This is a genomic window from Marinobacter lipolyticus (assembly GCF_018424605.1).
Lineage (GTDB): Bacteria > Pseudomonadota > Gammaproteobacteria > Pseudomonadales > Oleiphilaceae > Marinobacter > Marinobacter lipolyticus_B.
On the sequence record NZ_QTKT01000004.1, the window covers coordinates 226,665 to 248,922 of the forward strand.

At 62.3% G+C, this 22,258-nt stretch carries 19 protein-coding genes; 7 read left to right on the top strand and 12 right to left on the bottom strand.

What is annotated here, in order from left to right; genetic code table 11:
* Positions 1 to 93: 93 nt before the first annotated feature.
* Positions 94 to 720: an HPP family protein gene (locus tag DYI22_RS07960; protein WP_213477516.1), complete on the top strand. Its 627-nt coding sequence runs from the start codon at positions 94 to 96 to the stop codon at positions 718 to 720.
* 16 nt (positions 721 to 736) lie between these two features.
* On the opposite strand, the gene DYI22_RS07965 is transcribed toward DYI22_RS07960, so the two are convergent.
* Positions 737 to 1,027, bottom strand: a complete 291-nt coding sequence (locus tag DYI22_RS07965) for a type VI secretion system PAAR protein (protein ID WP_213477517.1) — start codon at positions 1,025 to 1,027, stop codon at positions 737 to 739.
* A 187-nt stretch (positions 1,028 to 1,214) separates the two neighbouring features.
* On the opposite strand from DYI22_RS07965, the gene DYI22_RS07970 reads away from it, so the two are divergent.
* Positions 1,215 to 3,599 carry a xylulose 5-phosphate 3-epimerase gene (locus DYI22_RS07970; RefSeq protein ID WP_213477518.1) on the top strand — a complete coding sequence of 795 codons (2,385 nt, stop codon included), beginning with the start codon at positions 1,215 to 1,217 and terminating at the stop codon, positions 3,597 to 3,599.
* Here DYI22_RS07970 and DYI22_RS07975 read toward each other — a convergent pair.
* The 4 genes from DYI22_RS07975 to ald all read right to left on the bottom strand — a co-directional run bounded on the left by DYI22_RS07975 (position 3,580) and on the right by ald (position 8,901).
* Positions 3,580 to 6,339 (bottom strand): cation-translocating P-type ATPase, encoded by a 2,760-nt coding sequence (locus tag DYI22_RS07975; RefSeq protein WP_213477519.1) that lies wholly within the window; start codon positions 6,337 to 6,339, stop codon positions 3,580 to 3,582. The two genes, DYI22_RS07970 and DYI22_RS07975, sit on opposite strands and share 20 nt — an antisense overlap.
* Positions 6,340 to 6,491: 152 nt before the next feature.
* Positions 6,492 to 7,100 carry a Yip1 family protein gene (locus DYI22_RS07980; protein ID WP_213477520.1) on the bottom strand — a complete coding sequence of 203 codons (609 nt, stop codon included), beginning with the start codon at positions 7,098 to 7,100 and terminating at the stop codon, positions 6,492 to 6,494.
* A gap of 88 nt (positions 7,101 to 7,188) precedes the next feature.
* A complete protein-coding gene (locus DYI22_RS07985) occupies positions 7,189 to 7,761 on the bottom strand; it encodes a glutathione S-transferase N-terminal domain-containing protein (RefSeq protein WP_213477521.1) in 573 nt (190 codons plus the stop codon).
* Between the two features lie 21 nt (positions 7,762 to 7,782).
* Entirely contained in the window at positions 7,783 to 8,901 is a 1,119-nt protein-coding gene (ald, locus tag DYI22_RS07990; protein ID WP_213477522.1) for an alanine dehydrogenase, read from the bottom strand.
* Positions 8,902 to 9,071: 170 nt separating this feature from the next.
* Here ald and DYI22_RS07995 point away from each other — a divergent pair, with 170 nt between their 5' ends.
* Positions 9,072 to 9,875: a dienelactone hydrolase family protein gene (locus DYI22_RS07995; protein ID WP_213477523.1), complete on the top strand. Its 804-nt coding sequence runs from the start codon at positions 9,072 to 9,074 to the stop codon at positions 9,873 to 9,875.
* An 11-nt stretch (positions 9,876 to 9,886) separates the two neighbouring features.
* On the opposite strand, the gene DYI22_RS08000 is transcribed toward DYI22_RS07995, so the two are convergent.
* The 6 genes from DYI22_RS08000 to cysZ all read right to left on the bottom strand — a co-directional run bounded on the left by DYI22_RS08000 (position 9,887) and on the right by cysZ (position 17,763).
* On the bottom strand, positions 9,887 to 10,582 hold the full coding sequence (locus DYI22_RS08000; protein ID WP_213477524.1) for a lysophospholipid acyltransferase family protein: 696 nt from the start codon (positions 10,580 to 10,582) through the stop codon (positions 9,887 to 9,889).
* Positions 10,583 to 10,676: 94 nt separating this feature from the next.
* Entirely contained in the window at positions 10,677 to 10,883 is a 207-nt protein-coding gene (locus DYI22_RS08005; RefSeq protein WP_041340064.1) for a cold-shock protein, read from the bottom strand.
* Positions 10,884 to 11,121: 238 nt separating this feature from the next.
* Positions 11,122 to 11,502, bottom strand: a complete 381-nt coding sequence (gene crcB, locus DYI22_RS08010) for a fluoride efflux transporter CrcB (protein WP_213477525.1) — start codon at positions 11,500 to 11,502, stop codon at positions 11,122 to 11,124.
* Positions 11,503 to 11,520: 18 nt separating this feature from the next.
* Positions 11,521 to 13,968, bottom strand: a complete 2,448-nt coding sequence (locus DYI22_RS08015) for an acyl-CoA dehydrogenase (RefSeq protein WP_228300913.1) — start codon at positions 13,966 to 13,968, stop codon at positions 11,521 to 11,523.
* A gap of 102 nt (positions 13,969 to 14,070) precedes the next feature.
* Complete coding sequence (gene rapA / locus DYI22_RS08020) at positions 14,071 to 16,944, bottom strand: RNA polymerase-associated protein RapA (protein ID WP_213477527.1); 2,874 nt, start codon at positions 16,942 to 16,944, stop codon at positions 14,071 to 14,073.
* A 57-nt stretch (positions 16,945 to 17,001) separates the two neighbouring features.
* On the bottom strand, positions 17,002 to 17,763 hold the full coding sequence (cysZ, locus tag DYI22_RS08025; RefSeq protein ID WP_213477528.1) for a sulfate transporter CysZ: 762 nt from the start codon (positions 17,761 to 17,763) through the stop codon (positions 17,002 to 17,004).
* Between the two features lie 95 nt (positions 17,764 to 17,858).
* Here cysZ and DYI22_RS08030 point away from each other — a divergent pair, with 95 nt between their 5' ends.
* Positions 17,859 to 18,260 carry a VanZ family protein gene (locus tag DYI22_RS08030; protein ID WP_213477529.1) on the top strand — a complete coding sequence of 134 codons (402 nt, stop codon included), beginning with the start codon at positions 17,859 to 17,861 and terminating at the stop codon, positions 18,258 to 18,260.
* Positions 18,261 to 18,700: 440 nt separating this feature from the next.
* On the opposite strand, the gene DYI22_RS08035 is transcribed toward DYI22_RS08030, so the two are convergent.
* Positions 18,701 to 19,360, bottom strand: a complete 660-nt coding sequence (locus tag DYI22_RS08035) for a class I SAM-dependent methyltransferase (protein WP_213477530.1) — start codon at positions 19,358 to 19,360, stop codon at positions 18,701 to 18,703.
* Positions 19,361 to 19,448: 88 nt separating this feature from the next.
* Here DYI22_RS08035 and mnmH point away from each other — a divergent pair, with 88 nt between their 5' ends.
* The 3 genes from mnmH to DYI22_RS08050 all read left to right on the top strand — a co-directional run bounded on the left by mnmH (position 19,449) and on the right by DYI22_RS08050 (position 22,232).
* Positions 19,449 to 20,552 carry a tRNA 2-selenouridine(34) synthase MnmH gene (gene mnmH / locus DYI22_RS08040; RefSeq protein WP_213477531.1) on the top strand — a complete coding sequence of 368 codons (1,104 nt, stop codon included), beginning with the start codon at positions 19,449 to 19,451 and terminating at the stop codon, positions 20,550 to 20,552.
* 115 nt (positions 20,553 to 20,667) lie between these two features.
* A complete protein-coding gene (locus tag DYI22_RS08045; protein ID WP_213477532.1) occupies positions 20,668 to 21,522 on the top strand; it encodes a mechanosensitive ion channel family protein in 855 nt (284 codons plus the stop codon).
* Positions 21,523 to 21,674: 152 nt separating this feature from the next.
* A complete protein-coding gene (locus DYI22_RS08050; protein ID WP_213477533.1) occupies positions 21,675 to 22,232 on the top strand; it encodes an aminoacyl-tRNA deacylase in 558 nt (185 codons plus the stop codon).
* The last annotated feature ends 26 nt before the right edge of the window (positions 22,233 to 22,258 follow it).

A 22,258-nucleotide genomic window follows, 5' to 3' on the forward strand; every position in this document is an offset into this window, starting at 1 on the left:
GTAACCGATATCGAAAATTACGATTTGCCATGGCTGATACCAGCCCCTACCATCGTGCACCCTTTTGGTGCTCTGGAAGCTGAATCACACGTCATGGGACAGAGAAACGAACGACTGCGCTGGCAACTGGTGTCCGGGCTGCTGACCGCCCTGCATCTGGAGCGGCTTACCGAGCGATACAGCCGACGGTCCGTGATGGCGGGCTTCAGCCTGGTCAACGGCGGCCTCAGCATTGCGCTGGTCTCCTTTGTCGCACTGGTGACTCAGGAAGCGTTTATTTTCCCGTCCCTCGGCGCAACCGCGTTCATCCTGTTTCATGTGCCGTTGGCGGAGCCGGCCTCCCCCCGCAACACCCTGTGCGGTCATTTCGTCGGGGCCGCCATGGGGTTGCTGAGCCTGTATGTGTTTGGCCTGCAGAATCAGCCCTCTGCTTTCCTGAACGGGGTTGATCTGGCGCGGGTCGGTGCGGCGGCGCTTTCCCTGGGGCTGACCGGATGCCTGATGGTGCTGTTCCGGGTGGCGCACCCGCCGGCAGGCGCGACGGCACTGATCGTGTCACTGGGGCTGATGCCCGATCCGGCGCAATTGCCGATTCTGATGGCCGGTGTCTTGCTGCTGCTGGTGCATGCCTTCGTGATGAACCGGTTGTCCGGCATTCCCTATCCGCTGTGGTCAGCGGCGAAAGCGACGCCCGTCACCGGAGCGGTTTCCCGGCCCTGACCGGCGCGCCGCCCGGTCAGCTGCCAATGATCACGGTGCCACTGCCAATGGTGACACCGCCGCAGGAAATGGCGCTGCCGGTGACCGCGGCGGGAATGCCGTTGATCACCACGGTGGCGGAGCCGGCGGCAATGGCGCGCGGGTGCGGCGGGTGTTTGGGCTTGGAGTGCATGGCCAGCGGGTCGCCGACTCGCGCCACCGGCTTGCCATCCACCAGCACATCCGGCGAGCCCGCGATCACCGGTGTGGGAGGAAAACCCTCGTGGTCGGTGCCGATGTCGCCCAGTAATACAATCGCTTTACTCATTCCCTGACTTCCTTTTCTTCCGTGACAGTCCGTAGTCGTGAGGGGCTATCTTAAAGCCAATGCGCGGCCATGCCAAACGACCAGGTCTCACCGGCCACCGATTGGCTCGCGGATGACCTGCGTCAAAAGCGCCCGGGGCGGCATCTTCTACACTGCCTGTCATCCCATCGCGCCATGGAGGCTCGCCATGTCTTCACCCAGTCACCCGGACTTTGACCTCTGGCACCAGGGCTACGGCGTTATTCGCCATTCCCCGACCACCTGCATCCGCGCCAAGGCACTGGCAGAGCAGTTGGTGGCCGACGGCCAGCAGCCGGATACCGCCACGGTGTTCCGCAAGCTCATGGCGCTGGACCGCCTGACCAGTGCGGGGTTATGGCTGGTCGCCCACATGACCTACGCCAACCGGGTCGACATCGGCGGCCAGCCGCTGACGGCGCGGGACTTCAAGCTTCACCCCGAGGGCCACACCGGCGGCGCGCTCAATATGGTGCCCGCCTACGCCGCCTACCTGGCCCTGAACAACCTGACCGGGCAGACCCGCAGCTGGCTCATGGGCCAGGGCCATTGCGTGGCCGCCATCGACGCACTCAATGTACTGACCGGCAATCTGCACCCGGAGCAGCACAACCGCTACCGGGGCCCGGATGGCCTGTCGGCGCTGGTGTCGGACTTCTACAGCTATCGCCAGCGGCCCGATGGTGGCATGGCGGCGCCTTTGGGCAGCCATGTAAATCCGCACACCGCCGGCGGTATCATGGAAGGCGGTTACCTCGGCTTTGCGGAACTGCAGTACGCCCATATGCCACTGCCCGGGGAGTCGCTGGTTGCCTTCCTGTCTGACGGCGCGGCCGAGGAGCAACGGGGCAGCGACTGGATTCCCCGCTGGTGGCGGGCAGAAGATTGCGGCACGGTGATGCCGGTGATGATTGCCAACGGCCGTCGCATCGAACAGCGCACAGAATTGGGCACCCGCGCCGGACTGGAGCGCTTCGAGGAACATCTGGTGGACCGCGGCTTTGCGCCAGTGCGCTTTGATGGCCGCGACCCCGCCGCCTTTGTGTGTGCGCTGTATGACATGGAGAAAACACTGGCCGCCAACGGTCGCCGGGCGGTGGCCGGGGAACAGAGCTACCCGGTTCGGGTGCCCTACGGCATTGCCGAGACGCTCAAGGGTTTTGGCTTTTACGGCGCCGGCGCAAACGCTGCCCATAACCTGCCACTGCCCGGCAGCCCGCGCGTGGATGCCAGGGCCCGCGAGCTGTTCCAGCAACATGCTGACAGGCTCTGGGTGGCGCCGGACGAACTGGCAACCTGCATCGCCCGGCTGAATCTGCACGATAGCCAACAGCGACCGCTGGAACGGGACCATGCCCTGGCCTGTCGCAATCCGGCAGAGCCGGTCATGTCGCAACTGCTGCAGGCCAGCGGCCCCTGCTCCCCGATGCAGGCCGTCGACGACTTCTTTACCGCCCTGGTTATCGCCAATCCCGGCTTGCGGGCCAGGGTGGGCAACCCGGACGAACTCGCCAGCAACCGACTCCACAAGGTGCTGGATCAGCTCAAACACCGGGTCAACGATCCGGAGAGCGACCAGGAATCGGTGCTGGGGCGGGTGATCACCGCGCTCAATGAAGAAGCGGTGGTATCGGCCTGCCTTGGCAACAAGGCAGGACTGAACCTGGTGGCCAGTTACGAGGCCTTTTGCGTAAAAATGCTGGGGGCCATCCGCCAGGAGCTGATTTTCGCCCGCCACCAGCGGGAGGTGGATCGCCCGCCCCGCTGGCTGGGCTTTCCGGTGATCGCCACCTCCCATACCTGGGAGAACGGCAAGAACGAACAGTCCCACCAGGACACCACCTTCTGTGAAGCCCTGCTGGGGGAAATGAACGACGTGTCGCGGGTGGTGTTTCCCGCCGATTACAACAGCACACTGGCGGTGCTGCCGGGCATCTATCAGGGCCGCGGCACCTTGACCTGCATGGTGATTCCCAAACGGGAACGCCCGTGCGTGTTCAATGATACCGAGGCCCGGGCGCTGGCCCGCAACGGTGCCCTGGTAGTGGACGAAGACACCTCCAACGGCGAACCGGTGCTGCTGATTGCCAACGGCGCCTACCAGTTGTCAGAGCTGATGCGCGCCTGTGAACGGCTGCGTGAAACCGGCACACCGTTCCGCCTGGTGTACCTGCAGGAGCCGGCGCGGTTTCGCCAGCCCCGGGATATCCACGAAGCTAACGCCTGTCTGTCCGAGTTTGAACGGGAGCGACTGTTTCCATTTCGTCTTCACCGCCGCGTGGCCCTGACCCACATGCGACCGGAGGTGTTTCGTGGCCATCTTCACCCTCTCTTCCCGGAGCCGCGCCATTCCCGGGTGCTGGGTTACCTCAATCGCGGCGGCACGCTGGATGAGGCCGGCATGCTGTTCGCCAACCGCTGCTCCTGGGCCCATGCGCTGTTAGCCTGCGCCCTGGTCATGGAAAAGCCGCCCGGCGAGTGGCTGTCCAGTGCCGAACTTGCAGCGGTGGAAGGTCGCGGCGACCCCGGTGTGGTTACCCGCGCGCCGGGCTAGGGGTGCCATGATTGGAGCCAGCTCGCCACGCCCGCAGGGCCGTTTCCAGCTCGAGAATCAGCAACACCGCCACCCCTGCCGCAACCGCAAACAGCAACTGCTCCGGGGCCAGTGGCGCGCTGCCGAACGTGCGGTGAGCCAGCGGCAGGTAGGTGAAAGCCAGCTGCAGTATGACCACACCGGCGACCGCCAGCAGCACCACCGGCGTGCCCAGGACACCCCGCAGCGTGATGGAGGGTGAATCGAGGTAGCGCACGGCAAACAGGTAGAACACCTCCATCGTCACCAGGGTGTTAACCGCCAGCGTGCGGGCGGTGGCTTCATCTCCGCTGTAATCCATCGCCCACACCCAGGCGGCAAAGATACCGCCCAGAAACAGCAGCGAGACAAACACCACCCGCCACACCACGAACCCCGCCAGCAGCGGCTCTTCCCGCGGGCGTGGGGTACGCTTCATCACCCCGGGCTCCGGCGGCTCGAACGCCAGGGTCATCGCCAGCACCACGGAACTGACCAGGTTGACCCAGAGAATCTGCAAGGCAGTAATGGGGAGCGTCAGCCCCAGCAACAGGGCGATAATCAGGCTGATGGATTCACCGCCGTTGATCGGCAGCATGAACGCAATGCCTTTCTTGAGGTTGGCGTAAACGGTTCGCCCCTCGCGAACAGCGGCGGCAATGCTGGCGAAATTGTCATCCAGCAACACCATCGCAGCGGCTTCCCGCGCGGCTTCGGAACCCTTGACGCCCATGGCGATGCCCACGTCCGCCCGCTTCAGGGCCGGGGCATCGTTCACGCCGTCGCCGGTCATCGCCACCACACCGTGACGGGCCTGCAGCGCTTCCACCAGCCGCAGCTTGTGTTCCGGGCTGGTGCGGGCAAACACGTCCACCTCGCTGGCCAGCGCCATCAGATCCTGGTCGCTGACGGCGTCCAGTTCGCGCCCGGTAACCACTCGGCTGGCGTTTTCCAGCCCCAGTCTGACGGCAATGGCGGCTGCGGTCAGGGCGTGGTCACCGGTGATCATTTTCACGCGGATGCCGGCGTCGTGACAGTCGCGGATGGCGTGGATGGCTTCCTGCCGTGGTGGATCCAGCAGCGCCACCAGGCCCAGCAATTCCAGACCGTCGCCAACCTCTTCCACCGCCAGGGTGTTCTGGCCGCCATCCACCGGCTTGCGGGCCAGGGCAAGCACCCGCAAGCCGCCGGAGGCCAGGTCGGCAATCACGTTCTCCCAACCCTGGCGCGCCAGCGCCGCGGTGCTGCCATCGGCGCTGACAACGCGATGACACATGTCCAGAAGCCGTTCCGGCGCCCCTTTCACGTACACCACCGTGTGGCCGTGGTGATCGTGGTTCAGGGTGGCCATGAAACGGTGCTGGGTATCGAAGGGGATTTCGTCCAGCCTTGGCCAGTCCCGTTCGCTCTGTTCCAGTGGGAACTCCGCCTTGTGCGCGAACACTTTGAGCGCGCCTTCCATGGGATCGCCGGCCACGGTGGTTTCGCCCCCGGCGTGGCGGATGTGGGCGTCGTTGCACAGGGCCGCCGCCCGCGCCAGTTCCGCCAACGCCGGCGATGCCGTGGTCTCTCCCGCGGGGGTACTCACCCGGCCCTCCAGCGCGTAACCTTCGCCACTGACCTCCAGGCGCACGCCATCCACGACCACCGCGGTCACCATCATCTCGTTGCGAGTCAGCGTGCCGGTCTTGTCGGAACAAATCACCGATACCGCGCCCAGAGTTTCGATCACCGGCATTCGCCGCACCACCACATGGCGGCTGGCCATGCGCCGCACCCCGATGGCCAGGGTAATGGTGAGAATCGCCGGCAGGCCTTCGGGAATTGCCGCCACCGTCAGGCCCACCACCGCCATAAACAACTCCGCCCGCGGCAGCCCGCTGAAATACAGGCCACCGGCGAAAATGCCCAGCCCGGCCAGAACAATCAGCACCGACAGGTAGCGGGCAAAGCGGTCGATCTGCACCAGCAGCGGTGTTTTCAAGGTGGTGGTTTCCTGCAGCAGACCGGAAATACGACCGATCTCGCTGTCCGGTCCGGTGCGAACCACCACACCGCGGGCGGTTCCGGTGGCCACCATGGTGCCGGCAAAGGCGAGACTGAACTGGTCCCCGAGTCCGGCATCAGCGGGCACGGGTTCAGTCGCTTTGTCCACCGACTCGGACTCGCCAGTGAGTATCGCCTCCTCGATCTTGAGGTTGTGGCAACGCTCCAGACGCAGGTCCGCCGGCACACGGTCGCCAGGCTCCAGCAACACCGTGTCTCCAGGCACCAGGTCGGCCGCGTCAATGCGGTGCTGGCCATCTTCCCGTACCACCAGCGCTTTCGGCGCCAGCATGTGGCGGATCGCCGCGAGCGCCTGTTCCGCCCGCCCCTCCTGAACGAATCCGACCAGGGTCTGGACCGCCACCACCGCCAGAATCACGGTGGTATCCACCCAGTGCCCGAGAAAGGCGGTGATGGTCGCTGCCGTCATCAGCACGTAGATCAGGAAATTTCGCAGCTGGCGCAGCAGCCTCGCCAGCGGGCCTCGCCGCACGGGCTCCGGCAACCGGTTATGGCCCCAGCGCAGCAGCCGTTCACTCGCGGCGGCGCCAGACAGCGGCACATCGGCGTCGAGGCTCTGGCGAACCTCGGCAACGGTCAAGGCGTGCCAGCCAAGCCCTGGTGGTGAGTCAGTCGGCTTTGACGACGACCGATGGATAGTGAATGGCAGTGGCATGGGCCGGCTCCGTGGCGACGTTACCGCTCCCATTAGAACCCGGCCAGTGCCTGGCCGGATTGCTGCAGGTCAAGAACAGAGCCTTGCGGCAAAAGGTGGGGAGCCGCCCTCGGGCGATTACCACAGCGGGAGGGCGAACAGCGACACTCCGGTCAGTTCACGAACACCGGGCCAAAGCCCATGTTCCACAGCAGCACCGAACCCACCCGGGTGGATACCAGAATGACCAGCGCCACCGTGAGCAGGGCACCGCCATACATCACCGCCCGGTCTTTCTCGATCCCCATGACAATGGGCAGGCCATCGAACATCAGCCAGGCGCCGTAGCAGGCCGCCAGCAGGAACACCACAGCGTTGAACCAGGGTACCGGATACAGCAGCGCGAACCCCGCCAGGAACAGCGGCGTGCAGGAATAGGAGGCCAGCGCAATACCGTTGGAGGGCACCGGCTCCTCCACCGCGCCGTAGGTTTTCGCCATCCAGTTGATGGCGAATCCAAGCGCGAACACGCCGACCAGCATCGCCAGATAGGTCAGCACACTGAGTTGCACGGCGCTGATTTCCGTCAGTTTTATCAGCCGATCATTGCCAACGGTCCAGCCAAAATGCGCCGTCGAGATATAAGCGCAGATCGGGGCGATGGCAGCCAGTACCAGCACGTACGCCACGTAGAGACGGCGGGGTGGTGCATGTTCGCGGCGGATCGACGCCCATTCTTCGTCGGGATGGGTAAACAGACCGAATGCATGAGACAGGAGCATTGCCGTTCTCCTTTATTCTTTGTGGACTTCTAGCAATTACGCTTCCTATAAAAAGCTAGATCAGAACGGCAAAAAGCTCCAGTGGCACTCAGGCGGTGCGGGGGTCGGTTGCAGCCACCCAGGGTTGCTCACGGTGATGGTCGCGGAACGACAGCAGGCTTTCCACACCCTCGAAGTTCACCAGGCTGCGGAAATCCAGCCAGTCCACCAGGCAATAGAGGCAGATTGCCGGATAATTCCACTCTTCAAACTGGCCGTCATCGACCATCGCCGCGAGCGTCCGCAGGGTGGTCATGATGCGTTCACGCTGCAGGTTGAAAAACATCACATCGGCGCTGGTGTCCAGCCCGGAACGTTCAGACAGCAACAGGGTGACGGCCGAATCGTTGGCGGCGTCGATCAGAGTGAGCTGATTCTGCTGGTTCCAGGTCAGTGGGTCCCGGCCCTGCTTGGCACTGACGTAGCGGGCGATGATCCGCGAGTCGTAGATGTCCTGGCCGTCGTCCTCCAGCATGGGAATTTTCAGGGCCGGATTGTTGCGGCGCAGTTCGTCACGGCCTTCGCCATAGATATCGAGATTGACGAATTCGTGAGGTTCCTCATCCAGCAGAATGCGAATGCGGCGAACGTAGGGCGAGGTCGTCGAACCAATCAGTTTCATGTGCTCTCCTGTCATCAACAGTTATGTTTCCAGCAGGCTCTGCGGATCCGTGTAGGCGTATCCGGTAGCCTCCGCCACTTCGCTGTGGGTAATCTTTCCCTGGCAGACATTCAGGCCATGGCGCAGGTGCGGGTTGGCCTTGAGCGCGGCGACGATCCCCTGATTGGCAAGCGCCGCGATGAACGGCAGCGTGACGTTGTTCAGCGCCAGCGTAGACGTTCGGGCCACAGCTCCGGGCATGTTGGCTACGCAGTAATGTACCACGCCATCCACCGTGAAGGTGGGGGCATCGTGTGTGGTTGGTTTCGAGGTTTCGGTGCATCCGCCCTGATCGATGGCCACATCCACGATCACACTGCCCTCGGGCATGCGCGCCACCATGTCCCGGGTCACCAGTTTCGGCGCGGACGCGCCGGGAATCAATACGCCGCCGATCACCAGATCGGACTCGATCACCGAGCGCTCCAGGGTATCCGTGGTGGAAAACAGCGTGCAGATGCGGTTGCCGTATAACTGATCCAGCTCCCGCAACACCGCCATGTTGCGATCCAGCACGGTCACCTGGGCTCCCAGGCCCACGGCCATGGCGACGGCATTCTGCCCCACCACGCCGCCACCGATCACCGTCACCCGCGCTGGCGGGACTCCAGGCACTCCACCCAGCAGTACGCCCCGACCACCCATGTTCTTTTCAAGGCAATGGGCACCGGCCTGAATGGCCATGCGCCCGGCCACCTCTGACATGGGGGCCAGCAGCGGCAGCCGCCCGTGATCGTCGGTCACCGTCTCATAGGCAATGCAGGTGGCACCGGATTTCACCAGATCGTCGGTCTGCGGCTGATCCGGGGCCAGATGTAGGTAGGTAAACAGGGTGTGTCCGGCGTTAAGCAATGCACGCTCCTCCGGCTGCGGCTCTTTCACTTTGACGATCAGCGCCGCGCTGGCGAACACGGAAGGGCCATCGTCCGCCAGGATTGCCCCGGCCGCGCGGTACAACTCGTCGGTAAAGCCTATGGCGGCACCGGCGCCACGCTCCACAATCACCTCATGACCACAGGACACCAGTTCCCGCACCGCGGCGGGGGTCATCCCCACCCGGTACTCGTGATTCTTCACTTCCCTCGGTACGCCGATTTTCATCTGCACTCCCTCTTGTGACGCCACGGCAGCAGGCGCAAACAATGCGCCACCTGACAAAGTGTAGTAAAAAGGTCTAAGTTAGGATGACCCGATCGGAAGCATCGGTTGAGCCGCGTGGTCCGTAAGTTCATGACGTCACCTCAACCGTTACACAAGGAGCAGGAACGCTGATGAAAGCACTGATACCCAGCCTTTGCGCAACCACCCTCACACTGTCACTCGCCAGCACACAGGTTATCGCCGAAATGCAGACAGAAACCGTTGAATACACCGTGGACGGCTCCACCTTCACTGGCTACCTCGCCTGGGACGATGAAGCCGAGGGCGAACGCCCGGGCGTGCTGGTGGTACACGAGTGGTGGGGGCACAACGAGTTTGCCCGGGAACAGGCCGAACGCCTGGCCGCGTCCGGCTACAGCGCGCTCGCACTGGACATGTACGGTGAGGGCAAAGTGGCTGACCACCCGGAAGACGCCCAGAAGTTCATGAAAGAAGCCACCAGCGACCCGGATAAGGTCAAGGCACGCTTCATGGCCGCGATGGAATTGCTGCAGAATCACGACAGCGTCGACAGCGACCGCATTGCCGCCCAGGGCTATTGCTTCGGTGGCGCCGTGGTACTGAACATGGCGCGGCTGGGCGTCGATCTGGACGGCGTGGTCAGCTACCACGGCGCCCTGGGCAGCCCGATTCAGGCCGAAGCGGGTAAGGTGAAGGCGCGGGTGCAGGTCTATACCGGCGGAGCGGACCAGATGGTGCCCTCAGAGCAGGTCGCCGGGCTGGTCCGTGAAATGCAGGATGCGGAGGTGGACCTGACCCTGGTGTCCTTCCCCGGCGTTCTGCACTCGTTCACCAACCCCGAGGCAGACCGCATCGCCAGTGAATTCGACATGCCGGTCGGTTACGATCAGGCTGCTGCCGAGCGGTCGTGGAACGGTACCCTGCGCTTCTACGACGAGATCTTTGCGGAGTAATCCGGCCACCGTCAGAGGGCGCTCTCGATGGTGCCCCTGACCTCCCCCATCAGTTCTTCCACGGTCCGGCCGGCGGTGGCCACCGGCGGGTGGATGATGACGTCGATCAGCCCCGGGGAAAACGCCGCCGTGCCTTTGGGCAGCCGGTCGTGAGAGCCGCGAATGGTGACCGGGAGAATCGGTAAACCGCCATCCCGGGCAATCACAAAGCCCCCTTTCTTGAACGGCAACAGCTGCCCGTCGCGCGAGCGGGTGCCCTCCGGAAACAGCAGAATGCCGGTGCCATCCGGTAGCTGGGCCACCCCGCGTTTGATGCTTGAGAGGGCGTCACTGCCCTTTGAGCGGTCAATAAACAGGTTGCGTGAGGTTTCCAGCGCCAGCCCGAACAGCGGTACCTTGCGCAGCTCCTTCTTGATGACCCAGCGGTATTGCAGCCCCAACGCCAGCACCAGCGCAGGCGGATCAAAATAGGAGGCGTGGTTGCTGAGGATAACGTAGCGCTGCCCCGGCACAATATGCTCGCGGCCGGTCACGTTCAGGCGGATACCGGTGAGCTTGAGAATCGCCCAGGCAAACACCTGGGTACCCCGAAAGGCGGCATCGCCCCGTTTGCCCAACAGCGCCGCAGCGACGATGGGCAGGAACAACACCAGTGTGAGCAACGAGGCCCAGAACAGAATCCAGATCGATTTCGCGGTTTGCAGCATGATGGGAGACCCTAATTAAGCACCCAGCGCCCTGACAGTCAGGCACAAAAAAAGGCAGCCGAAGCTGCCTTTTTGGGCGGTTACCCTCTGTTATTTACAGAGCAGTAACGTTCTCCGCCTGAGGACCTTTCTGGCCCTGGGTAACGGTGAACTCAACCTGCTGGCCTTCTGCCAGAGTCTTGAAACCGCTGCCCTGAATAGCGCTGTAGTGAACAAAAACGTCCGGGCCGCCTTCACGAGTGATAAAGCCAAAGCCTTTTGCTTCGTTGAAGAACTTAACAGTACCGGTAGTAGTAGACATACTAAAATTTCCTGAAATCAATCATATTATCTGCTGCCAGGCACCCTAGTGGTGCGGGGTCAGCGTGTTACGGAAAAACAGAAATCGCGGAATCAAAAACAGGACGGTCACTACTAACAGCGGAGGTACGTCATATTCATGAAATGCTTTACTAATCTTTCCTACGCAAACCACTCTACTCCTGATTTCCGGGATTGCCAAGGGTATTTTCAGGAATTTGTGTAGGTAAAGTTACCGATCAGCCTTTGAGCAGGCCAAAGGTGTAAATTCCCAGTGCTGTCATGAGGATGGAACCAACGACATGGGCCAGCACACCGGCGATCGCCATGCTCCATTTACCTTCCTGGAGAGCAGCAAACATTTCCAGCGAAAAGGTGGAAAACGTGGTCAGCGCGCCGCAAAGTCCGGTAATGGCAAACAACCGCCACTCCGGAGCCAGACTGCTGCCGTCCATGAAAAACCCGATCAGCAGCCCCACCAGCCAGCCCCCCGCCAGGTTCGCCACCAGCGTACCCAGGGGAATGGCGTGATAACTGGCGTTGAGCCACAGACCGAGTGCCCAGCGCAGGTTGGCGCCGATCACGGCGCCAACACTCACTGCTAGAAACGACAGCCACATAGTCAGCGGCGCGCCCGTTTACGCGGGGTTGTGGTCAATGACCGTTTCCTTGTTGCGGGCGAACTCGTCGAACGGGAAGTCGTCCACCGTCAGCATTTCCAGTACCACCGATTCATACTGACGCATAAAGTCGGCCTCTTCCTTGCTGAAGACACCCGCCTCCAGTGCCGCCTCGAAGCGTTCCTCCGGATGCAGCGCGGTCATCGGCAGTTCCCCCTTGGCATACGCCTTGGTGGCTTTACGGTACAGCTGCTCGGCTTTGTCGTAGTCCTTGAGCAAACCGTTGTACTGAGCCAGCGGGTTTTCCAGCCCGCCCTCGCCGGCTGTGGTCCAGGTACTGGCCGTCAGCTTGCTGCGAATGGCGGTGTCGGTGGAAATGGCGCGAGCCAGTTTGCGCGACAGATCATCGTGGGGTGCGTCCCAGCGACGACCCAGCGGCATAGTCACCGCGCGCAGGGCCAGGGCAACCGGACGGTTCGGCAGGTTCTGCAGGAACTCATCCAGCGCGCTCTCGGTGCGGTTCAGCAGCAGCGCAAGACTGTACTCCATCACCTCTTTCTCGCCTTCCACCGGCTGGGTCTCGTGCCAGTTCTTCAGCACCATGGACGCCAGATAGAGATTGGAAAGCATGTCGCCCAGACGCGCAGAAATCAGCTCGCGCATTTTCAGTTCGCTGCCCAGGGTGGTCATGGCGGCATCGCCGCACAGACCGAAGGCGGCACTGAAGCGCGCAACCGCCTGAGCGTAACGGCGGCTGGCGCTGTCAAACGGCACATCGGCGCGGCCAAGCCCCAGCGCCTGGGTAAAGGCGCGGGCAGCGTTGCCGAAGATCAGCCCGGCGTGACCGAAGAACGCGTCGTCGAAGGCATCGATATCGTCGCTGTCTTTCGCCGCCAGCTCCTTGAGCACGTAGGGATGACAGCGAATGGCCCCCTGACCAAAGATCATCAGGCTGCGGGTCATGATGTTGGCGCCTTCCACGGTGATCGACACCGCAGCACCACTGAAGCCGATGCCCAGGTAGTTGCGCGGGCCAAGGGTCACGGTCTTGCCACCGTGAACATCCATCGCGTCCGTCAGCACGCCACGCTGGAATTCGGTGAGGTGGTACTTGAGGATCGCCGACGGCACCGCCGGCTTCTCGCCCTTATCAATCATGTTGGCGGTGTGGTTGACCGCCGCCTGGGTGATGTAGGTCTTCGCGGCGATACGTGCCAGCGGCTCCTGCACCCCTTCCATATCGGCCACCGGGGTATTGAACTGACGACGGATGCGGGTGAAGCCACCGGCTGTACCTGCGGCATACGCCGCGGCGCCGGCCGCGCCGGACGGCAGGGTGATACAGCGGCCCACCGACAGGCATTCCACCAGCATGCGCCAGCCCTCACCGGCCATTTCCTGGCCACCGATAATGTAATCCAGCGGGATAAACACGTCCTTACCGTTGATCGGCCCGTTCATGAACGGGGTACCGATGGGGCAGTGCCGGCGACCAATTTCCATACCCTTGGTGTCGCGGGGGATCAGTGCGCAGGTAATACCGTAATCTTCCTTGTCGCCCAGCAGCCCGTCCGGGTCAAACATGCGGAAGGCCAACCCGACCACCGTGGCGATCGGCGCCAGGGTGATCCAGCGCTTCTCGAAGTTGAGGCGAATGCCGACCACTTCCTTGCCGTCCACCTCCTGCTTGCAGACGATCCCGGTGTCCGGCAGCGACGTGGCATCCGACCCAGCACGCGGGCCGGTGAGGCCGAAACAGGGGATCTCGCGGCCGTCGGCCAGACGCGGCAGGTAATGGTTTTTCTGCTCTTCCGTACCGTACTTGACCAGCAGCTCGCCGGGGCCGAGGGAGTTGGGCACGCCCACGGTGACCATCAGCATTTCGTTAGCGGCGAGCTTCTGCAGCACCGCAGTCTGGGCCTTGGCCGAGAAGCCAAGACCACCGTATTCCTTCGGAATGATCATGCCGAAGAACTTTTCTTTCTTCAGATGATCCCACAGCTCCTTCGGCAGATCGGCGCGCTCAACGGCCAGGTCCCAGGCGTTGCACATGGAAATGGCCTGCACGCACTGGTTGTCGACAAACGCCTGCTCCTCTTCGGTCAGCCCGGTGTTGCGGTTGATCAGCAGGTTGTGCCAGTCCGGCTGGCCGGTGAACAGCTCACCATCCCAACCCACGGTTCCTGCCTCAAGAGCGACTTTTTCAGTTTCCGAGACTTTCGGCGCCACTTTCTTGAACATGGCGAACACCCGGGGCGTCAGCCAGGACTTACGGAATCCGGGCAGCCCGGCGGCGGCGGTCACCGCGGCGCCGATGAACAGAATCAGCGCGAGGGTGCCGGAGGCGAACAGCAGTGACGCCAGACCCACCACCACCATGACGCCGATGGCCGGTTTGGCACCCGATTCACGGCGCATCACGATCAACAGACCGACCACCGCGATCAAAAGCAGAATGAAAGTCATCATAGGTTCTCTCTGTCATCCATGGATTGAATATCGAAGACTACATTTCGTTACGTTCAAAGTACCTGATCAGATGATCCCTGACCAGTAACCACATCATGATCAGGCAGTTACAATGACCCGGATGCCCTCCAATGCGAGGCTGGCCTGCTCAATAGCCGACTGCGCCGCCGCGAACTGATCGCGGAAGAAGCCGATTTCCTCGTCCCGGATGGCCGGATTCACCTGCTTCAGTGCTTCCAGGCGGCGGATCTCTGGCTCGAACACCTGCCGCAGCTGATCCAGGGCGCGCTCCCGCATCGGCTCCAGATGAGGCTCCGCCAGCCGTTCGGCATGATCCACCATGGTTTCCACCTGAGGCCGCACCTGGGGCACTACCGCCTGGGCAGTGCGGCGTCGGATATTGGAGCACAGGTCGTTGAGGCGATCGTGGGGCAAGGCCGCAGACAGATCACGGCCGTTCACGTCCACCAGCAGCCGCAGTGGCGACACCGGCAGGTAACGGGACAGCTGCAGCGCTTCCGGCGCCGGGCAGTGTACGGTGAACAACGCCTCCAGTAGCAGGGTGCCGGCGGGCAACGCCTTCACCGACAGGCTGGCCAGGGCGGCCTTGCCGAGGCCGGAACTGGTGACCGAGTCCATCACCCCGGTCACCAGCGGGTGCTCCCAGCTCATGAAGGCCAGGTCTTCCCGCTCCAGTGCCTGTTGTCGGCTCCAGGTGACCGTCAGTCCGTCCTCGGGCAAATCCGACACGTGGCCAGCATGGTAATGTTCCCCGGGTCGAAGCACATCCGCGTGTTCGGAATGGTCCTCCACCTCAACACCGAGGATGTCGAACGCTTCCATCATGTAGTCGCGAACCTCGGCGGAGCCCTCCTCCGTTTCGATCTGGCGGATCAGGTCGGTCGCCACATCGGGGCGACAGGAGTTCATTTCGATCAGCGCATCACGGCCGTTCTGCAGTAAGGTGCGCAGGCGGTCAGCCTCCGCTGTGGATGCCTGCAGCAAGGCGTCCAGCCCGGCAAGCTCACCCTCTGCCACCTGTTGCCACTGGGCCTGCACCTTCTCCTGCACCGCCACCCCGACGGAGCAGCTCTCGCTGAAGGCGTTGAGGCCCTCGTGGAACCAGCGGAACTGGGCTTCCTGGACGGTGCCCTGCAGATAGGGAATGTGAATATCAATGGTGTCGGACTGACCGATGCGGTCCAGCCGCCCGATGCGCTGCTCGAGCAGGTCGGGGTTGGCGGGCAAATCGAACAACACCAGATGATGGGCGAACTGGAAATTGCGGCCTTCACTGCCAATTTCCGAACAGATCAGCGCCTGGGCACCCTGCTCGGTGTCCGAGAAATAGGCCGCAGCCCGGTCACGCTCGATCAGGCTCAGGTGCTCGTGGAACGCGGCGCTGCGGATACCGGCCCGCAACTGCAGATAACTTTCGAGCGCCATGGCGGTGCTGGCGTGGGCACAGATCACCACCACCTTGGCCGGCTTCAGGCTGGCCAGGGCTTTCTCCAGCCAGGCCACCCGGGGGTCTTCTGCCAGCCACTGCTCCTCATCAAGGACCCGCTCCGGCGCCAGGTTGTCGAGGCCGAAACGGTAAGGCTGGTAGCTCTCGGGACAGGGCAGCGGCACTGGCAGCGCCCGACGTTCGGGAAAGCCCTGTATCGCCGCCCGGGTATTGCGGAACAACACGCGCCCGGTGCCATGCCGATCAAGCAGGGCATCAATGATGGCCTGCTGCGGCTCAGCGGCTTTTTCCAGTACCGCCAGCTCATCACCGAGCCAGTTTTTCAGGGCGGCGCGATCGTTCGCCGTCAGGCCGTCACTGTCATCCTGCAGGCGGCGCACCACGGCATTGATGGCTTCGTACTGTTGCTCCTCCTCGCGGAAGGCCTCGAGATCATGAAACCGGGCGGGATCGAGCAGCCGCAATCGGGCGAAATGACTGGCCACACCCACCTGTTCCGGTGTCGCTGTCAACAGCAGCAGCCCGTGGCTGGAGGCCGACAGCTCTTCCACCAGCTGGTATTGCGGGCTGGCCTGTTCCGGACTCCAGGCCAGATGATGGGCCTCATCGACCACCATCAGGTCCCAGCCAGCCGCCACCGCATCTTTTTGCGCCTGCGGACTCGACATCAGAAAATCGAGGCTGCACAGCACCAGCTGATCACTCTCAAACGGATTGCTTGCGTAGGAGTCTCCGAACACCTTGTTCATCAGGGCGTCGACGTCGTCCTCACTCTCCGCCAGCGCGTCGTAGCGGCCCTGGTCAATAATGGAGAAGCGCAGGTTGAAGCGCCGCAGCATTTCCACCAGCCATTGATGGATCAGCGAATCCGGCACCACGATCAGCGCCCGTCTGGCGCGGCCGGTGTGCAGCTGGTAATGCAGGATCAGGCCCGCTTCTATGGTCTTGCCCAGCCCCACTTCGTCCGCCAGAAGCACCCGCGGGGCATGGCGACGGGCGACCTCATGGGCAATATAGATCTGATGGGGTAAATGCTGGGTGCGGGCGCCGATCAGGCCCTGGGCCGAGGAGGCCCGCAAGCGCTCCTGATGCTGCAGGGTCGCCACCCGCAGGCGAAAGGCGCCATTACGATCAAACTGGCCGGCGAACAGGCGCTGGTGGGGGGCCGAAAAATTCACCGAGCTGCTCAGTTTGACCTCGGAAATCTGCTGGAGAGTGTCGTTGTCGTCGGCACTGACTTCGGCGTGATACATCAGCACGCCACCGAGCTCCTCCACCGCCCGGACCGTGTATCGCTCACCGTCGAAGGTCTCGATCTCCTCACCGATCTGGTAAATGATACGGGACAGGGGGGCGTTATCGATGGCGTAGGTGCGCTCCTCGTCTGCCGCCGGGAAACCCAGCGTTACTCGTCGGCCCGAGATATCGGTGACAATTCCGAGCCCGAGGCCGGCGTCGCTGTGGCTGACCCAACGCTGGCCGATGACAAAATCCGATGCGTCCAAGAAACCTCCGTCGCATTTTAGTTCAGGGTAGCTGTAAATTCGTTGCTGTCGTGCCGGTCACGACGGCAGCTGTTTGAGATCCGCGCCATTCTCACGCACCCAGTAAGCAGCCGCGCCACACACCGCCGCCGGCACCACCACCAGATTCAGCACCGGCACCATGGCAGCCAGTGCCACCGGCAGGCCGAAACCGAAGGCAGACAGCCGGGTATCGCCCAGCAGCCGGCGCAGTGCGGGAAAACTGACTTTGTGGTTGTCCGCCGGGTAATCCACGTACTGCAGCGCCATCATCCAGCAGTTGAAGAGAAACCACAGAACCGCGGCCACCAGGTTTACTACGGGAATCAGACCAATGATCAACAAACCAATGGCGCGGGGCAGGTAATAAAGAATCTTCTGCACTTCGCGCCAGAGTACGCGGGGGATATCCCGCACGATCTGCCCCCAGCTATCGTCGGTACTGACCTCCTGGCCGGTCAGGTGCTTCTCGGTCAGCTCCGCCAGATAACCGTAGAACGGGGCGCCGATCAGATTGGCCAGAATCACAAAACCATAGGCCAGCATCAGCAGGATCACCACGCCGTAGAGAATCCAGAACAGCCAGTCCAGGCTCTGCAACCAGGCCCAATCCGGCAGCCAGCCCATGGCTGCGGCAATCATGGCGGCGAACAGTTCCGCGAGAAAATAGAACAGCAGACCGAACAGCAGGACGTTGATCACCAGGGGAATGATGACAAACAAGCGCAGGCCCGGTTGGCGAATCAACCGGAACCCTTCACCGAGGTAACCCAGGCCACGAAAAAAGTTTCCCTTCAACATAGGTGGCAGTACCTCCGTTTCGATGACAGTGACGGGGCGCAAAGCATATCATGTTGCCACTGCCACCACAGCCCGATAGCTACCGGATTCCCCTGATGGACGCACTGAAAAGCCAGCTTGATCAGATTCTCGACTGCCAACCACTTTGGCGGGTGGGCGTACTGATCTCGGTGACGGGCATTCTTTACCTGGCCACCACCAGCACGCCCTATCCACTGCCGGCCTCCGCCAATGACAAGATCAATCACCTGGTGGCGTTCGCGGAACTGACCGTGGTGGCGCGGCTGGCCTGGCCGCGGATCAACCCGCTCCGGCTAGTGCCGGCCGTGCTGGGTTTCGGATTGCTGATTGAGGTCATCCAGTCGCAACTGCCCCACCGGGATTTCTCCCTGGCCGATGTGACCGCCGATGCCGCAGGCATGGCCATTGGCCTGCTGCCGTGGCCCGGGCTCAGGGGCAGAGCGAAGTCACGACATCGCTCCAAAAACCGGATGTGAGCATTTCGCCCGAAACTGTGTGAGATATTTCCCACACGATATGTGCGACTTTTCTGTAACATTTTGTAAGCGGCGCGACGAGGCTGACCGCCGCATTTTGTAACCAACTGTTTTTAAAGACACCGCAATTGTAAACCGACGGGAACACCGGAACTGACACATTTCCGACACCGGCAGGTCACATCAGGCTTGCTATAGTGAAGGTGTCAGGGATGACAGGGAAAAGGACGACGCACTGGATGCACCCCGGCAACGGATGCAGGGAGAGGCAAGGACACAGGGACGCCTCGCTTAAAGGATAATATTCGGATTGCCGGCTCGGACGCTGGCACCATGGAGTGGCACAAGGACAACGCAACACGGCAGTTGCAGACATCGCAAGGACGCGACGACCTGTTCCGAAAAGGGCAGCCTACGGGTTGCCCTTTATTTTTTTGTGTTTACGGATTCCCCGCCACCCGATAGATTCTGACCTGATTGAACTCTTCGAATTCATTGAGATCCGGCCAGGTCCTGCCTTCGATAACCGTGAGCCGATGGTACTGGTCATCCCCCAGGTCTTTGACCCGCGAATCCGCCAACAACACTTCCGGGGCCGCGGCCCTGAACGCCTGCAGCAACGGTCGGTTTTCCGGGTCGTACAGCACATCCGCCGCCACGACCAGATCAATGGGCTCAGGGCGTTGATGCCAGTCCCCGCACAGGGTGACGGTGACCCCATTCAATTGGGCATTGGCGGCGACGGCATCCAGCGCCGCCGGATCAATATCGCAGGCAATGGCTTCAGCGGCCCCGGCCATGGCCGCGGCGATCGCCACAACCCCGGAACCGGCGCCAAAATCCAGCACCCGCTTGCCTGCCACCTGCTCGGGATGCGACAGGATCCACTGGGCCAGTACCTGGCCGCTGGCCCAGCAGAACGACCAGTAGGCCGGCTCACCCACCACCGCCTGGGCTTCGTCATGGCTCAACGGCCCCTCCAGCACCGACGGATCGAACAGATGAAGGCCGATATCAGGACACCCGCGCGGGTGGGTGACCGCAACACGGCCGCGGCTGAGGGTCTTCTGCAAATGCTGATTGAGTCGGCTCTGGTACATCACGTCTCCGGCGGTGCCCGCAAACGAGCATAAAAACAGTCTCTTCGTTATACTGCAACCTCATTTTTTCCAGTAATCCGACACCCCGATGGCCTCCAGACCCGACACCGAAGACTACCTGTCCCTGTTCCTCAACGACGTGCCGCTGATGGACGTGCGGGCCCCTGTGGAATTTACCAGGGGCAGCTTCCCGACCGCCGAGAATGCGCCACTGATGAACGACGAGGAGCGTCATCGGGTGGGCATCTGCTACAAGGAAAAGGGCCAGGACCGCGCCATTGAACTGGGCCATCAGCTGGTGGCAGGCGACATCAAGGCGCACCGCATCGAGGCGTGGAAACGCTTCGTTGCCACTCACCCCGACGGCTATCTGTTCTGCTTCCGGGGCGGCCTGCGGTCACGCCTGACCCAGCAGTGGATTCGCGATGCCGGCATCGACTATCCGCTGGTCAAGGGCGGTTACAAGGCGCTGCGCCGGTTCCTCATCGACAGCCTGGAATCGCTGATAGCCTCCTCGGACTTCCGGATTCTCAGTGGCCGCACCGGCACCGGTAAGACCCGCGTCCTGCAGCAATTACCCAACCCGGTGGATCTTGAGGGGCTGGCCAATCACCGCGGGTCCAGTTTCGGTCGCCAGGTAACGCCGCAACCGTCCCAGATCGACTTCGAGAATCGCCTGGCAGTGGCCATGCTCAAGGCCACCCATCACGCGGGCGGGCCGATTTACCTGGAAGACGAGAGCCGCCTGGTGGGGCGCTGCGCCCTGCCGGAAACTCTGAAGCAGCGCATGTCGGAAGTACCGCTGATGGTACTGGAGCAACCGATGGCAGAACGCATCGCCATCATCCGGGAGGACTATGTGGAAAGCATGCTGGCCGACTACACCGCCCGGGACGGCGACGAGGCCGGCTGGCTCAACTTCCACGACTACCTGCTCAGCGCCCTGGACCGCATCCGCAAGCGCCTGGGCGGTGAACGCCACCGGGAGCTGCGGACGATGATGACCGCCGCCCTCGAAGAGCAACAGCGCAGCGGTGACACCCGTCTTCACGACGCCTGGATTCGCGCGCTACTGGAAAACTACTACGACCCGATGTACGACTACCAGCTCAGCCAGAAACAGGGCCGGGTGGTGGTCCAGGGGGCTCCCGACGTCATCGTCGATTGGGCCAATCGGTCACGGAATTCGTAACAACGGCCCGACGGGCTTACCAGCAAGTTGCAATCTGCGCCGGTTTCGGCTTTGCTGTAACCACGTTCACCAAGCCATTCAATCGATAATCTGATCAAGAACAAGGAGTCACCCGATGGAAGAGTTGTTCGGAGAGAGCGGGCGCGCGTCCGAATTCGTCGACCAGGGCATCGCCCTGGTCATGGCTTACGCCCCCAAGGTCGTTCTCGCCATCATCACACTGGTGGTCGGCCTCTGGCTGATCAACCGCTTTATCGGCGTTCTCGACAAAAAACTCGGGGAAAAAGACCCGACCCTCAATAAGTTCCTGTGCGGCCTGATCGGCGCCGTTCTCAAGATTCTGCTGGTGATCTCCGCCGCCTCGATGGTCGGCATCGCCACCACCTCGTTCATCGCGGTGATCGGTGCCGCCGGTCTGGCCATTGGCCTGGCCTTGCAGGGCAGCCTGGCGAACTTTGCCGGGGGGGTGCTGATTCTGATCTTCAAACCGTTCAAGGTGGGTGACACCATTGAGGCCGAGGGCTTCCTTGGCGCCGTGGCGGAAATCAGCATTCTTTACACCGTGGTCAACACCTTCGACAACCGCCGCATTGTGATCCCCAACGGCAGTCTATCCAACGCCACGCTGGTGAACGTCAGCATCTACGACAAGCGCCGTTGCGACATGACCTTCGGCATTGGGTACAACGACGACATCGACGCCGCCAAGGCCATCTGCCAGCGCCTGTTCGAGGAGGATGACCGGTCGCTGATGGACCCGCCACCGCGCATCTGTGTTGGCGGGCTGGGTGACAACTCCGTCGACATCATGTTCCGCGCCTGGGTGGCCACCGACGATCTGTGGCCCTACTACTGGGACATGCAGGAAAAAGTGAAGAAGGCGTTCGATGCCGAAGGCATCAGCATTCCCTTCCCGCAGCGCGATGTGCACCTGTACACCCACGGGGAATCGGGACAGACGTCTCAATAAACCGGTTACCGGCTCGCATTCTGTGCAACCTCAACTAAGCTGACGTTAATGGCGCCTGCCGGCCTTACCGGCGGGCGCCAGGCCACCGGGGCCAGGCTCAGCGCAATCACCGGCCCCCGCCCCGCTGTCATTGCTGGTAGGAGGTTGTCACTATGCCGGTACAGCAGTTGAAGGACTTTCTCGATCAGGCAGGCCTGGAATACATGTGCCTGTCCCATCCCACGGCGTTCACCGCCCAACAACTAGCCCATCACGTTAAAATTGCCGGCGACCGGGTGGTGAAAACCGTCATCATCGAGCTCGATGGCAAGATGGCCATGCTGGTGATGCCAGCCACCTGGCGCATTCGCTGGGACCGGCTTTCCGGCATTCTGGACACCGATTTTGTCGACCTCGCCGACGAGCAGGAATTCCAGGACCGCTTTCCCGATTGCGAAGTGGGCGCTATGCCCCCCTTTGGCAACCTCTTTGGCATGTCGGTTTATTGCGCGGAGTCACTGACCGAGCAACCGGAACTGGCGTTCGCCGCCGGCAGCCACACCGAATCGGTGCATATGAAAACCGCCGATTTCCTGAACCTGGTGCAGCCCATGGTGCTGAATCAGGGTTTTGTGAAACCGGGCGCGCAGAAACCGGCCTGGCTTGCCAAGCGGCGTCAGCGACCGGACGAGCTGGCCGACACCAGGGTATCGAGTCTGGCCGGTTACTGAAGCGGGCTGCTTGTCTGAAATCCTCC